Annotated in this window: 18 protein-coding genes; all 18 read right to left on the bottom strand. The window is 42.3% G+C overall.

Annotated elements, in window-relative coordinates:
* Complete coding sequence (locus OA34_RS02785) at nucleotides 1–588, bottom strand: MotA/TolQ/ExbB proton channel family protein (protein WP_039672287.1); 588 nt, start codon at nucleotides 586–588, stop codon at nucleotides 1–3.
* 5 nt (nucleotides 589–593) lie between these two features.
* Entirely contained in the window at nucleotides 594–989 is a 396-nt protein-coding gene (gene atpC / locus OA34_RS02780; protein ID WP_039672286.1) for an ATP synthase F1 subunit epsilon, read from the bottom strand.
* Between the two features lie 16 nt (nucleotides 990–1,005).
* Nucleotides 1,006–2,403, bottom strand: a complete 1,398-nt coding sequence (atpD, locus tag OA34_RS02775) for a F0F1 ATP synthase subunit beta (protein WP_039672285.1) — start codon at nucleotides 2,401–2,403, stop codon at nucleotides 1,006–1,008.
* 34 nt (nucleotides 2,404–2,437) lie between these two features.
* Nucleotides 2,438–3,322: an ATP synthase F1 subunit gamma gene (atpG, locus tag OA34_RS02770; protein ID WP_039672284.1), complete on the bottom strand. Its 885-nt coding sequence runs from the start codon at nucleotides 3,320–3,322 to the stop codon at nucleotides 2,438–2,440.
* Between the two features lie 9 nt (nucleotides 3,323–3,331).
* Nucleotides 3,332–4,837, bottom strand: a complete 1,506-nt coding sequence (atpA, locus tag OA34_RS02765) for a F0F1 ATP synthase subunit alpha (protein WP_039672485.1) — start codon at nucleotides 4,835–4,837, stop codon at nucleotides 3,332–3,334.
* A gap of 57 nt (nucleotides 4,838–4,894) precedes the next feature.
* Nucleotides 4,895–5,425 (bottom strand): F0F1 ATP synthase subunit delta, encoded by a 531-nt coding sequence (locus OA34_RS02760; RefSeq protein ID WP_039672283.1) that lies wholly within the window; start codon nucleotides 5,423–5,425, stop codon nucleotides 4,895–4,897.
* Entirely contained in the window at nucleotides 5,425–5,937 is a 513-nt protein-coding gene (locus OA34_RS02755) for a F0F1 ATP synthase subunit B (RefSeq protein ID WP_039672282.1), read from the bottom strand. Before OA34_RS02755 ends, OA34_RS02760 begins: the two co-directional genes overlap by 1 nt.
* A 9-nt stretch (nucleotides 5,938–5,946) precedes the next feature.
* Complete coding sequence (locus OA34_RS02750) at nucleotides 5,947–6,369, bottom strand: F0F1 ATP synthase subunit B family protein (protein ID WP_039672281.1); 423 nt, start codon at nucleotides 6,367–6,369, stop codon at nucleotides 5,947–5,949.
* 142 nt (nucleotides 6,370–6,511) lie between these two features.
* A complete protein-coding gene (locus OA34_RS02745; RefSeq protein ID WP_039672280.1) occupies nucleotides 6,512–7,366 on the bottom strand; it encodes a ParB/RepB/Spo0J family partition protein in 855 nt (284 codons plus the stop codon).
* Nucleotide 7,367: 1 nt separating this feature from the next.
* Nucleotides 7,368–8,153: a ParA family protein gene (locus OA34_RS02740; protein WP_039672279.1), complete on the bottom strand. Its 786-nt coding sequence runs from the start codon at nucleotides 8,151–8,153 to the stop codon at nucleotides 7,368–7,370.
* Entirely contained in the window at nucleotides 8,150–8,785 is a 636-nt protein-coding gene (locus OA34_RS02735) for a biotin--[acetyl-CoA-carboxylase] ligase (RefSeq protein ID WP_039672483.1), read from the bottom strand. The genes OA34_RS02740 and OA34_RS02735 overlap by 4 nt, the downstream gene beginning before the upstream one ends.
* Nucleotides 8,766–9,686, bottom strand: a complete 921-nt coding sequence (gene fmt, locus OA34_RS02730; RefSeq protein WP_039672278.1) for a methionyl-tRNA formyltransferase — start codon at nucleotides 9,684–9,686, stop codon at nucleotides 8,766–8,768. Before fmt ends, OA34_RS02735 begins: the two co-directional genes overlap by 20 nt.
* Before the next feature lie 79 nt (nucleotides 9,687–9,765).
* Nucleotides 9,766–10,533 (bottom strand): glutamate 5-kinase, encoded by a 768-nt coding sequence (gene proB, locus OA34_RS02725; protein ID WP_039672277.1) that lies wholly within the window; start codon nucleotides 10,531–10,533, stop codon nucleotides 9,766–9,768.
* Entirely contained in the window at nucleotides 10,514–11,620 is a 1,107-nt protein-coding gene (gene obgE, locus OA34_RS02720) for a GTPase ObgE (protein WP_039672276.1), read from the bottom strand. The genes proB and obgE overlap by 20 nt, the downstream gene beginning before the upstream one ends.
* 142 nt (nucleotides 11,621–11,762) lie before the next feature.
* A complete protein-coding gene (gene rpmA / locus OA34_RS02715; protein WP_039672275.1) occupies nucleotides 11,763–12,023 on the bottom strand; it encodes a 50S ribosomal protein L27 in 261 nt (86 codons plus the stop codon).
* 35 nt (nucleotides 12,024–12,058) lie between these two features.
* The gene (gene rplU / locus OA34_RS02710; protein WP_039672274.1) at nucleotides 12,059–12,367 is read right to left on the bottom strand and encodes a 50S ribosomal protein L21; all 309 of its coding nucleotides are present in this window, start codon (nucleotides 12,365–12,367) and stop codon (nucleotides 12,059–12,061) included.
* Between the two features lie 85 nt (nucleotides 12,368–12,452).
* Nucleotides 12,453–13,898 carry a pyruvate kinase gene (gene pyk, locus OA34_RS02705; protein ID WP_039672273.1) on the bottom strand — a complete coding sequence of 482 codons (1,446 nt, stop codon included), beginning with the start codon at nucleotides 13,896–13,898 and terminating at the stop codon, nucleotides 12,453–12,455.
* 79 nt (nucleotides 13,899–13,977) lie between these two features.
* Nucleotides 13,978–14,421 (bottom strand): hypothetical protein, encoded by a 444-nt coding sequence (locus OA34_RS02700; RefSeq protein WP_039672272.1) that lies wholly within the window; start codon nucleotides 14,419–14,421, stop codon nucleotides 13,978–13,980.
* Between the last annotated feature and the right edge of the window lie 22 nt (nucleotides 14,422–14,443).

Raw genomic sequence — 14,443 nt, 5'->3', positions numbered from 1 at the left:
TTAGCTATCTCGTTTCGTTTCATGTGCCGAGAGTAATATATCGACTTCTCGTTGCACGTAAACAATCACTTCATATGCTTTACGACGTAAAAAGAGGTTGGCGCTGTATGCCGGAATCGCTACGAAAATACCTGTAGCGGTTGCGACGAGTGCCTCGCTAATTGCGGGTGCTATAACGCCTAAAGATGCACTTCCCGATTGTCCCAACCCGCTAAACGTTTGCAAAATAGAGACAACTGTACCGAAAAGTCCGATAAAAGGTGCTGTCGAGGCAATAATAGAAAGCATCCATAAGCCGCTTGTGGCATTCTTTTCCGCAACATTTTTACAAACATTTAAAAGTTTTTCCGAAGCACCCGAGGCATTAGAACATTTTCGCAAGATAGAGTCGTCGCGAACGTTTTTTGCACCCATAAGCATAGATTCAAGCGAACTCTTTTCAATCGATAGCCAATATCCTAAATAAAGATAGCGACTGAATAAGATTCCAAATGTTATAATAAAATAAATCGATAACCAAATCATAATCACCCATGTGAAAAAGCCGCTTCTCGCGGCAAAGTTCACAAACAATTCAAAAGCTGACATTCGTCTTAAAATTTCCTCGTTTTAGCAAAAGATTCCATTTTTGCCGTCGCAATAGCAATAGCAACATCGGAATCACTGATACTCTTAAGAAGGGCTTTTGCCGCTTCCAAAGATTTGGCAACTTCGCTTTCCGTGCTTCCACCGATAGAAACAGCACCGTCGGCTAAAACCGTTACCGAATTTTCATCGACTTTACTGTGTCCCCAGTTAATAGCTACGATGTCGTGATTGCCGTCTTTAAGCTCAATATCAATCACGCCCGCTTGCAAAAGCGTTACTAAAGAAGCGTGGTTTGGAAGAACTCCAAACTCACCCTCTTTTCCCGGAAGCGTAACACTTTTTACATCGTTAGAAAAAATTTGACCTTCTGGAGTCACAATTTCTAATTTTAATGTGTTCATAATTTAACCTTGCTTCTTAGCTTTTTAATTTTGCAGCTTTCTCTATGACTTCTTCGATACCGCCGACCATATAAAAAGCGGCCTCCGGTAAATCGTCGTATTTGCCTTCTAAGATACCTTTAAATCCGGCGATAGACTCTTCAAGCGTAACGTATTTTCCGGGGCTTCCCGTAAAAACTTCGGCAACGAAGAAAGGTTGCGATAAAAATCTCTCGATCTTACGAGCACGTGCAACCGTTACTTTGTCTTCTTCGCTAAGTTCGTCCATACCGAGAATCGCGATAATATCTTGAAGGTCTTTGTACTTTTGAAGTACCGCTTGAACACCGCGAGAAACCGTATAATGCTCTTCACCTAGAATTTCAGGGCTTAACATACGTGAACTGGAATCCAAAGGATCAACCGCAGGATAAATACCTTTTTCCGCGATAGAACGGTTCAAAACGGTTTTAGCGTCTAAGTGGGCAAAAACCGTTGCAGGAGCTGGATCGGTCAAGTCGTCCGCTGGGACGTAAACCGCTTGTACGGAGGTAATTGAACCTTTTTTCGTCGATGTGATTCTCTCTTGGAATTTACCCATTTCACTTGCTAGGGTCGGTTGGTAACCAACGGCTGAAGGGATACGGCCAAGAAGTGCGGACATCTCTGCACCTGATTGGGAGAAACGGAAGATATTATCGATAAACATCAAAACGTCTAGCCCCATTTCGTCACGGAAATATTCAGCCATCGTAAGACCCGTAAGCGCGATACGGTTACGTGCTCCCGGCGGTTCACTCATTTGTCCGTAGCAAAGTGCAACTTTATCCAAAACGTTCGATTCTTTCATTTCGTGGTAAAGATCGTTCCCTTCACGGGTTCTTTCACCTACGCCTGCAAATACGGAATAACCGCTGTGTTTAAAGGCAACATTGTGAATCAATTCCATAATAATAACGGTTTTACCGACACCGGCACCGCCGAAAAGTCCGACTTTACCGCCTTTAGCATATGGTGCAAGAAGGTCAACGACTTTAATACCCGTTTCAAAAATTTCCGATTTGGTACTTTGCTCTTCAAATTTAGGCGGTTCTCTGTGAATCGACCATTTTGTTTTACATGTAACTTCGGGTCCTTGATCGATAATATCACCGACAACATTAAAAATACGTCCTAAAACTTCCTCGCCTACCGGAACTTGGATAGGATTGCCGAGTGCTTTAACTTCAAGACCTCGCGTTAAACCTTCACTCATATCCATCGCAATTGTTCGAACTCTGTTGTCGCCTAAATGTGCCGCTACTTCAAGAATTAATTTTTGTTTCTTGCCTTCAACATCAAAATTTACTTCAATCGCTTCATTGATTTTTGGAAGGTAGCCATTAAAATCGACGTCAACAACTGGACCCATAACCTGGCTAATTAATCCATTCATTGAATATTCTCCTTATATTTTTTCACAAAACAATTTATTTCATAGATTCTACACCACTGATAATTTCGATAAGTTCAGTGGTAATAGACTCTTGTCGTGCTTTATTGTACGCTAACGTCAAAACGTTAACGCGCTCTTTGGCGTTATTGGTTGCATTTTCCATTGCTTGCATTCTAGCACTATGTTCTGCCGCTAATGAATCGATCAATGCATAGTACATGTTATACTCAAAGTATTTTTGTAACAACGAATCTAAAATTTCTTCTCCGCTCTCATCAGGTTCTAATTCCATGAGAGAGTTTGTTTCAAGAACTTCAAGCGGTGAATCGACTGGAACGACGTCAACCACTTTGAGCTCTTGCGAAATCATATTTTTATATCCGTTATGCACTAAAATCACTTTATCCGTTTTTTTATCGATAAAATCTTGAATCGCTTTTTGAACAATTTCTTGCGCTTTCTCATAACTTGGAGACGAGCTTACTCCGGCATACGAAGTGTGTAATTCAATCCCTTGGAAATTAAAAAAAGCGATACCTTTACGACCTACGGCATGCAAACGAACCGTTATCTTTTGTTCCTCATACTCACTCAAAAGTTTACGAACCGCTTTAATTGTTTGAATATTAAAACCGCCGCACAAACCCTTGTCCGCCGTTACAAAAATCACGTCAACGACTTTAGGTGTTTCATCTTTATCAAAAAAACGACTTTCAACCGCACCGTTTTTATATTGATTAATTTTATACGCTATCTCAGAGAGGACTTCGTTAATTTTAATCGCATAAACACGAGATTGCTTAGCGGCCATTTCCGCTCGTTTCAACTTTGCCGTTGAAACGAGCTTCATAGCACGCGTTGTCTTTTGAGTATTTTGAACACTCTTGATTTTTCGTTTTATTTCTTTAAGGTTTGCCATAGCTTATCCTTACTTGACTGCAAACGTCGCTTTGAACTCGCCTAATGCCTTATGTAATAGTTCTTCTAACTCTTTATCGATAGCTTTTTTTGCTTTGAGTTGTTCAAAAATTTCAGGGTATTTTGCTTCGACGTAAGAATTAAGTTCCGCTTCGAAACGACCGACAGATTTAAGATCGATGCTATCAAGATAACCTTTTGCACCGGCAAAGATAATCAAAATTTGCTTTTCAACGGCAATCGGTGCATATGGAGGTTGTTTTAAAACTTCCACCATTCTTTGACCGCGTTCCAATTGTTTACGACTTGATTCGTCAAGATCGCTTGCAAATTGCGCAAACGCTTGAAGCTCGCGGTATTGGGCAAGATCGAGTCTTAACGTACCAGCAACTTGTTTCGTCGCTTTAATTTGAGCCGCACCGCCGACGCGTGATACGGAAAGACCGACGTTGATTGCGGGACGAATACCGGAGTTAAAGAGATCCGATTCCAAGAAAATTTGACCGTCCGTAATCGAAATAACGTTCGTAGGAATGTATGCCGATACGTCACCCGCTTGCGTCTCAATAATCGGAAGCGCCGTTAAAGAACCCGCACCGAGTTCATCATTGACTTTTGCCGCTCGTTCCAACAAACGAGAGTGGAGATAGAAAACGTCGCCGGGATACGCTTCACGACCCGGAGGACGGCGTAAAATCAAAGACATTTCACGGTAAGCAACCGCATGTTTTGAAAGGTCATCGTAAATAATCAATGCGTGGCGTGCACTATCTCTAAAGTATTCGCCCATTGAAACGCCCGCATACGGTGCCAAGAATTGCATTGCTGCAGATTCGGAAGCACTTGCGTTAACAACGATCGTGTACGCCATAGCACCGTGTTCCTCTAATTTTTTAACGACTTGCGCTACGGTTGATTGTTTTTGTCCGATCGCAACGTAAATACAAATAACGTCTTGACCTTTTTGGTTAATAATCGTATCGACGGCAATCGTCGTTTTACCGGTTTGTCTATCGCCGATAATTAACTCTCTTTGTCCTCGTCCGATCGGAACAAGGGCATCAATCGCTTTAATACCCGTTTGAAGAGGTTCATGAACTGATTTACGTGCCATAATACCGTGTGCTTTTTCTTCGACGAATCGAGTTTCCGTCGTTGCAATCGGTCCTTTGGCGTCGATAGGATCGCCTAATGCGTTGACAACGCGTCCGACGAGTGCTTCACCGACGGGAACGCGTAAAAGTTTTCCTAAACGTTTAACGGAAGAGCCTTCTTTAATTTCGCTACCGCTACCGAGAATAACGATACCGACGCTTGATTCTTCAAGGTTAAGAGCCATACCTCTTTCGCCGCTCTCAAACTCGACCATTTCACCAGCCATAACATTTTTTAAACCGTAAACGTTAGCAACACCGTCGGCAACGGAAATAACTTTTCCCGTCTCCTCGATATCGACATTAAGTTCAAAGTTTTCGATACGTTCTTTAATGATAGAACTGATTTCATCAGCTTTCATTTTTGCTCCCACAAACTACTCCTTCACTTTCTTTTATCTATATTCTTTATTTTGGATTTAAATTGCTTTTAAAATATGCTCTGTCATTTGAGCTCTCAAACGCTCTAACGAAAAGCTTACTTCAACCCCAAGATCGTCTAACTCTATTTTAATGCCAGGATATTGTTCTTGTTGTGCCGCTAATTTGATTGTTGCATTAAATTTTTTACTGAAATTTGATTCCAACTCTCCTACTTGAGAAGGGCTAACCGCAAAGTTCGTTAAGATTTTGCCTTCATAAGTATTGTTTTTTAAAGAGAGTTGATATTTAAGTTCTTTCGCCATTAAAGGGATAAGGCTCAAACGGTCGTTACGACTGACGATCTTCATGAAGTTTTTCAATTTGTCGCTACCGTTCTCAACCAAAGAGAGTACCAACGACTCTTTTGCCTGCGCATTGACATCCGGAGAGAGAATAATATGATTAAATTTTTCCAAATGAAACGCCGCTTCTAGCTGAACCAAAGAAGTCGTGATTTCGACCAATTCCGCATCGTTACAACTACCGATTAAAGCGTTAACGTATTTTTTTGCTATTGCTCCACTCATTAGGCAACCTTTTTACTAACGATTTTGACGATTTCGTTATTATCCAGAGAAATAGAGCCCTCTTGGAACACTTCGTCTAAAATTTCACTGACGATAACGCGTTGCATTTTGCGTCGTTCAATCGTCGTGCGATCTTGAAACGCTTTTTCAAGATTTGTGATCTCTTGATCAGCTTCGAGAGATACTTTTTCACTTAAAAGAACCGCTTCTTTTTTTGCCGTCTCGATCAATGCTTTGGCATTGACTTTCGCTTCTTCGACTTTTGCCAAAGCCGTCTCTTTTTTACTGTGAGACTCTTTAAGTTTGACTTGAATCGAGTCTAATTTGTCCGCTATCTCGTTTTTGCGTCCTAAATACCACTGTTTTGCCGGCTCGGCAATATAGTAGTATAAAATAGCGGCAAAAATCAAAAAGTTAATCGCTCTAGGGATAATATCGGTCGAGCCACTATGCGCGCCTCCACTTGCCAAAAGCGCTATCGGAGCAACACACATTAAAAGATATTTGAACATCTTTTCTCCTTAGATATGACTCAATTTAGCGGCAATCGTCTCTTTGAAAAGAGCTTTTTGTGCTAATAAGCCTGCTTTGAATTCTTCTTTTTCCGTTTCAAGCGTTTTCAAAAACGTTGCGTTTTCGACGTCAAGATCGCTCTTTTTTTGCTCGATACGTTTGAGGGCTTTTTCTTTTGCTTCGCTCAACGCGGCTTCTCTTATCTTTGCCGCTTCGATTTTGGCTTCGGATAAAATGCTTTCGATTTCTTGGTAATATGCGACAACGTCACTGGCATTTTTCCCTGCATTCTCTAAATCACGATTAATAGAATTATTGCGATTGTCGATAAATTCTAAAAGGGGTTTGTAGAGAGTTTTGTTCAAAATCACCAACAAAACTAAAAATACAGTTCCGGTCGTCAGTAATAGCGCCGGGATAATATCCAACATATTTCTTGCTCCTTTAAGTTCGAGATCAGTCTCATTTTTGTAGATTTTTTGCTATCTATCAAGCGGCCACGGTAAAATCTGCGCGAATTTTATCACAGCCAAGGAAAATAGTTTATTAAATTAAGGCCAAAAACTAATTCAATTATTTTAAAAATTCAAAAAAGGTATCAATTGCTTTGCCGTTATTAAAATGAATCGTAATGCTATTATTTTTTGCGACGGTCTTAAAACCTAGTTCGTCCAATCGTTTTTGAAGCGTTTGTAGTTCTTCGGGAACACTACGAACACTCTTTGCTGCCACAACCGTCTCTTCGCCGTTTTTCAATTTTTTAATTAACGCTTCGGCTTCGCGAACGCTTAGTTTTTGTCCCAAGATCGTATTGACGATCGTCGCTTCGTCTTTGCTATCGAGTCCGACCAAGACTTTGGCATGCCCTTGCGACAAAATACCTTCAGAGAGGTATTTTTTGGTTTGTTCGCTCAAACTGAGCAGACGAATCGTGTTGGTAATTTGAGTACGACTTTTATGAATAATTTCCGAAAGACCCTCTTGCGTAATCTTATACTCTTCGATCAGCTCTTTATACGCAATGGCTAACTCGACAGGATTTAAATCTTCTCTTTGGATATTTTCGATCAGTGCCAATTCGCGGAGGTTTTTAGACTCGATATCGGCAACGATCGCCTTAATTTTCGTCAAGCCCGCTAATTTGCTAGCGCGTAAACGACGTTCTCCTGCGAGTAACATGTAAGCATCGTCTTTTGCCACGACGATAATCGGTTGCAATAAACCGTGGCGTTTGATCGATTCGCTGAGTTCTTTGAGAGCGACCTCGTTAAAATGGGTTCTCGGTTGATACGGATTGGGCGTAATACGTTCGATATCGATTTCGCGAACTAAATCTTTCGCCTGTTCGATATCTTGCTTATACGCCTCTTCAACGTCTTCAATAATAGCACTCAGCCCTCGACCTAAAACTTTCTTCGCACTGCTCATATTAACTCACTAAAATCGAATTGGCGAGCGTTTGATACGCTTTGGAGCCGGGAGATTCGACGTCGTATAAGATAATCGGTTTACCGAAACTCGGAGATTCCGCCAACTTAATATTACGCGGAATAACGACGTATGAAGCGTTCTCTTTGTCGACGAACAGTTTACTTTTAAAGTGTTCTTTCAAGTCGGCAAAAACCTGCTTCGAAAGATTATTTTGCGTACTGTACATCGTTGGTAAAAACCCTTTGATTTCAAGCGTAGGGTTAATGGTTTTTTTAATTAATTTCACGGTATTGAGCAATTGCGCTAAACCTTCCAATGCGAAAAATTCGCATTGAATCGGAATAATAACGGAATTGGCGGCACTTAAAGCATTGATCGTAATGCTTCCTAATGCCGGCGGCGAATCGATGATGATATAATCGTACTGATCGCTGATCTCTTCGATTTTATTTTTCAAAATAAGCTCTCTACCCTTGGTGTTGTTATCGTAAAACTCTTTTTCGACACCCACAAGCCCAATGTTGGAGGGTGCGACATGTAACGTCGAAAGCGAAGTTTCCAATATGACTTGCGAGAGTCGCTTTCGGCCGATTAGAACATGATAGATATTGTACTCGTAGTCACTTCTGTGAAAACCGAGCCCCGTCGTAGCATTGGCTTGAGGGTCAATATCGATCAACAACACGCGCTTTTCGGCAACGGCTAAAGAGGCAGCCAAATTAATAGCGGTCGTCGTTTTACCCACGCCGCCTTTTTGATTTGCTATCGCTATAATCTCACTCATCGTAAACTATACACCTTTTTATTTTCTAGCTCGATAGAGCCATCATCACACAATACCGCATCGTTCAAAGAGACCAATTTGCCGTCTAAATGGAAAGAAAACTTTCGATTTTTGTCAAATTCTATCTTATATTTACTAAAAACTTTCTTCCACGATATTTTTTTCTCAACCTCTTGCATCAAACGTTCAGCCAGAATTTGAGGTGCGATATCGATGTCTAAAACATCAAAATTTTCGGGTGCATAGCTGATATTCAGGCCTATTGAACCGACGATCGTACCGGCGATTTTCGTCGTAATCAATCCGCCGATTTTTTTCTCGCTCCGATAAAAATCATTCGGCCATTTTAACCATACATGCGAGCCTTGTTCTTCCAAAATATGCTTCACTAAAGAAGAAAAATAGATGGAAACGGAAGCAAGCGGTAAATCTTCGGGTAACTGTTTCTCTTCTACACAAAAGGAGAAAAAAAAGTTTCCTTTGCCGCCTTGCCACGCATTGCCTCGACTCCCGATACCGTCTGTTTGCTCAACGGCACCGATCGCATAAGGTGCAAGAAGTGTACCTTCGCGAAGTTTAGAGATCAAATAACGGTGCGTCGAATCGATACGCTCAAACCATTGAATCACCACATGTCAGCCTTTTTCCGCGAATATAGTCCAAAACAGGCATTGCGTTTTTGGAAGAGGGTTGCACTTTTGAAATCAAAAGCGAACCTTGGGTACACCCTACGACAATGCCTTCGTTCGTAATGCGCTCAATGCACCCGATGCGAGAGTTTTTGCCTGCCGCGTCGATTAACGAAAGCTCCGTCAGTTTCAATCCCGATGCCAGATAAATCCCCGGCCAAGGCGTAAACGCCCGGTATTTGCACATCAGCGTTTGCGCTTTTTCCTGCCATGAAACTAAACCGTCTTCTTTTTTGATTTTGCGGCAATGCGTCATAGCGGCATCGACTTGTTTCCAAGGGTGGAGTTTTTCAAAATGGGCTAACGTCTTTAGCGTTAAAGACGCCGCCGCATCCGATAACGCTTCAAAGAGCTGTTCTGATGTATCGTCTGGTTTAACATGTAAGTATGAAAATCCGAGCATCGCTCCCGTATCAAGCCCCTCTTCCATCAGCATCGACGTCACGCCCGCATAAGTTTCGTCGGCTAACAAAGTAGATTGAATCGGGCTTGCGCCTCGGTATTTAGGAAGAAGCGATGCGTGCAGATTAATACACGGAGCCAACGCTAAAATCGATGCGGGTAAAATTTGTCCGTACGCCGCGACGATGATAAAATCCGCACGACAAGCGGCAATTTTAGAGACCGTTTCGTCGTTTCTTAGGTGTTTGGGTTGATAAACTTCAAGATTTGGAAAATGCTCTTGCGCCCATGCTTTCGTATCCGGAGGCGTCAAAATTTGTTTACGTCCCACGGGTTTGTCTTCTTGCGTAACCAATAAAACAACGTCATGCTCGATAGCTTGCATCAATGCTTCTAAAATTCGTGTCGCATATGCAGGCGTTCCCATAAAAACAATTCGCATTGTATTCCTTCGCATAGGTTCATTCTTCACATACATGCTTCGGTTCCAAACCTATCAAAGTGAAAAAATTCACTTTGATTTAACGGTTTTCACATGTAAAGAGTGTTCCGCCTTTATGGACGCCCTCAAGCATAAAGCTTTTCACGTCGCTCAAATCAAAACCGCTGGCGATAAACATCGATTTTCGGTGTTCCAATAAAAAGTGGGCGGCTTTCAGTTTGGTGGCGATGCCGCCGGTAGCAAAAGCGTAATGTGCCGCTTTTTCAACTTCCAGCTCGGAAGGTTCAATCGCGTGTACGACTTTTCGCATTTTTGCGTCTTCGTATTGATGCGGATCTTTATCGTAATAGCCGTCGATGTCGGAAAGTAATACTAACATGTCGGCTCCGAAATAGTATGCAACGCGCGAAGAGAGTTGATCGTTATCGCCGAAGACCAACTCTTCGGTTGCCGTAGCGTCGTTTTCGTTAATGATGGGTAAAATGCCGTTTTGAAGGAGCGTATCGATCGTACACTTGGCGTGATAGCAGCGTTTTCTCGAGTCAAAATCATCCGCCGTGAGCAAAAGCTGAGCACCGTTTTTACCGAATTTTTCCAATTTTTTGTTGTACGTCGCCATCAATTGCGGCTGCCCGACCGCGGCGATGGCTTGGCGATTGTGCAAAAGGTTTTTATCCAATTTTAAAAGAGAATGCCCTGCCGCAACGGCTCCCGAAGAGACCAAAATGACTTCATATTTTTGCATTAAAGCGACTAAAAACTCGACTAAATTTAAAATGCGCTCTTTACATAAGCGATTGTTTTCGCTTAGTACGTGCGTACCGACCTTAACGACGACTCTTTTCATCACGAACCTTTGTTATAACATCTGATAATGCGTATTTCACCGCATCGATATTTATTTTTGAAACGGAAGAGATCGGCATCACGAAAAACGGCAATGCGGCGTCTCTTTCATAAACGTCTTGAGCATACGCATGTAAATCTTCACGTACTTTGTATTTATCCGCACCCCTGTTGGGCTCTAAGCGCAATAAACTCAAAAAAGAATCGACTTTTTCATTAACTTCTTCCACGCTCATCGTATCGCAACGCGTCAATGCAATCGCAAAATTTCGGGAAGAGAGTTCTTCGGAAAATTTTTCCAACTCTTCTTTGAGGGTAAAATATTGCTCTTTTAAATCGCGGTAATTGGCTAGATCGATCATAAACAGTAAAAACTGCGTACGTTCGATATGACGCAAAAAGTCTATTCCAAGACCTTTACCTTCGCTTGCTCCCTCGATAATCCCCGGAATATCCGCCATTACGTACGAACGGTAATCTTCGGTTACGACGACGCCTAGTTTTGGCGTCAAGGTCGTAAATTCGTAATTGGCAATTTCAGGCTGTGCATTGGAAAGTACCGAAATCAGGGTTGATTTTCCGACGTTCGGAAATCCGACCAATCCAACATCGGCGATCAATTTCAATTCCAAACGAACGTTACGGGTAACGCCGGGGCGTCCTTGTTGCGCAAATTCGGGGCGTTGGTTGGTCGAGCTTTTAAAGTGGGTATTTCCCAATCCGCCTAGCCCGCCTTCTAGAAACAATTGTTTTTCGTCTTGATCTAACATGTCAAGTAAAATCTCGCCCGTTTCGGCATCGATAATTTGTGTTCCTGGGGGTACGCTTAAGACTAAATGCTCGCCGGATTTTCCGTACATTTTGCGCCCCATGCCTTGTTCGCCGTTTTTGGCTTTTAGATGTTGATTGGTGCGAAAATGCGAAAGCGTGTGCGTGTTGCGATCGATTTGAAAATAGACGTTCCCTCCGCGTCCGCCGTCACCGCCGTCAGGCCCGCCTTGGATCACGTGTTTTTCCCTACGGAACGAGATACAACCCGGCCCGCCCTTTCCGGAGCTTAAAGTCAGTAGTACATTATCGATAAACATCGTCAAACCTTTTGTATAGTAAGTTCGTCAGTATACCTCTGATCATTACATGTAAGCGTAAACGATGATAATCACAAGAGGTAACGTCATTCATTTTTATGAAAGAAGAAAAGCGGTGAAGCTAAACGCTTCACCGGATGAATTATAAGCTAGCGGGGATAACGGAAACTTTGTTGCGTGTTTTGTCTTTACGTTGGAATTGAACATAACCGTCGATTAACGCATAAATCGTATGATCCGTGCCGATACCGACGTTGTTTCCTACATGTACTTTTGTTCCGCGTTGGCGAATAATGATATTTCCCGCACGGACAAACTCGCCGCCGAATTTTTTAACGCCGAGTCTTCGACCTGCTGAATCTCTGTTATTTTGGGTACTACCTTGACCTTTCTTGTGAGCCATTGATTACTCCTAATCTTTATTGCGTCGTGTGTAAGTTAAGCTTTAATGCTTACAACTTTGACTCTGCTATACTGTCTTCTAAAACCGCGTTTTACTTTAGAGTCTTTTCTTCTACGTTTTTTGAACGTAATGACTTTTTTGTCTTTACCTTCAGTTACAACGACCAATTCTACTTCCGCACCGCTGACGAATGGATTTCCCACTTTCAGTTCACCGTTATTGACGGCAAGAACTTCCGTCACAACTACTTTCTCTTGTGGCTGAGCGTCAAGTTTGTCGACATTTAAATAGTCGCCTTCTTGAACTTTATACTGCTTCCCGCCATTTTTAATGATTGCATACATGCGTATGTCCTTCTTGGGAGAGATTTATTTTAAGGCTTGGATTTTATCTAAAAAACCTTTAAGCCAATATAAAACTCTCTTAAGCTTATAAAACCATATCGGTGTAGTACTCAATCTGCTCGCGTTTTAAAATACGAATAAAGTTCGTGCTACCCTCGACGCCCGCCGGATAACCTGCGGTAACGATATAGGTTTTGTCTTTGTTGATTAAACCTCTTTCGATTCCTTTTTGAAGCGTCTTTCCGAGCATCATATTTAAGTTGCTCGCTTCAATGTTCATAATGGGTTTAATACCCCATGCGATCGTCAAAGAACGCGCCGTTCTCTCATCGTGCGTTACGGCATAAATATCGGCACGAATGCGATAACGCGCCAATTTTTTGGCCGATTTACCCGAACTCGTCAGCGAAATCATCGCTTCTACACCCAAGCGATCGGCAAGGCGTGCCGTAGATGAAGAGATAATATCGGTTTCATCCAAGAACGGATACATTTCAAATTTGCTGTAGGGATAAATCGCTTCCGTTTCACGAATCGTATTGGCCATAACCTCAACGACGTGAATCGGATTTTTACCGATAGCACTCTCTTCGGAAAGCATCACGGCGTCGGTTCCGTCTAAAACGGCATTGGCAACGTCGCTGATTTCCGCACGCGTCGCCATCTCTTTTTCCGCCATAGAAAGCAACATTTGCGTTGCGGTAATGACGGGTTTTGACGCCGCATTGGCTTTTGCGATCAATCTCTTTTGGATACTCGGTACTTTGTAATACGGAACTTCGATTCCCAAATCGCCGCGTGCGACCATAATGCCGTCGCTGACCTCTAAAATCTCGTCGATTTTTTCCACCGCGTCGAATTTTTCGATTTTTGCGAAAAGGTGCGCGCGTGATTTATGCTCTTTTAAAATCCTGCGAGCATGTAAAATATCTTTAGCACTTTGTACGAAAGAAACGGCTACAAAATCCACACCGTTTTGCGCACCCCATGCAAGGTCGGCTTCGTCTTTGGGCGTAATGACTTCGATGTTAATGACCGTATTGGGGAAATTGACCCCTTTATTGGAAGAGAGCTTTCCGTTGTTTTCGATTTCCGTGACGATATGCTCACCGATTTCGATGACTTTAGCGCGAATATTGCCGTCATAGAGGTAAATATACTCGTCCACTTGAAGCATGTCTAAAATTTGCGGTTGATTAATGCATAACGTATAACCGTGTTCGGCAGTTTTCTTGCCGACGATTTGCTCTTTCGTAAAATAAAGCTTGTCACCCGTTTCTAAATAAAAATCGTCTTCGAGCTTTCCGACGCGGATTTTTGGGCCGCAAATATCTTGCAATACGCCGATCTTTTTGCCGACGTTAGCCTCGGCTTCTCGTATTTTGGCTAAGGTTCCCGCATGGTATTCATGGCTTCCGTGACTAAAATTAAGACGAAAAACGTTCACGCCGGCTTTAATCATACCTTCTAAAATTTCTACGCTGTCACTGGCCGGTCCCACGGTTGCGAGGATTTTTGTCTTTTTATCCATCTTTTTTCCTTCGTTAAAATAAGTTCTATTGTACTTTGAGATTGTTACAAAATTATATCACGAGAAGGGTTCATCGTACCTAAAAAACATGCTGAAGATTTGAACATGCCTTCTCGTCAAACAAAAGTCGATAAATCGCTTCGGTACGTGTTTGGAGGTATTCTAGAGAATGGGCTCTTTGGCATAAATATTTAAAATGGCGTATCACCGACTCGTTGATTTGAATTTGCGCCTGCAGCAATAATTTTAACATGTAAGCATAGCGTTCGCTCGGTATCGCGACGTCTAGGCCGTAACGTGTTATTAGTTTGTGAGCATCTGCTCGCCAAACGTGTTCGCCGTATCCCTCTTGGTGCCGTGCCATTTTTTTAAGTTTGTGCGTTGCTTTTTGAAAAACGTCAAAGTTAACCGTATAACTTGAAAAGAAGATCAAATCTTCTAATTCTTGGGTAATTTCATGCGCGATTTCATCTTCGACATAGCGTCTTATTGCGGCATCGATGTCTTCAAACGACGTATTCATGACGTTCGATGCCTCCTTGTTG

The organism is Sulfurospirillum sp. MES, from assembly GCF_000789415.1.
GTDB classification, from domain to species: Bacteria; Campylobacterota; Campylobacteria; order Campylobacterales; family Sulfurospirillaceae; genus Sulfurospirillum; species Sulfurospirillum cavolei.
Note: the sequence above shows the minus strand (reverse complement) of the source record. Positions and strands in the feature narration are given on the sequence as shown.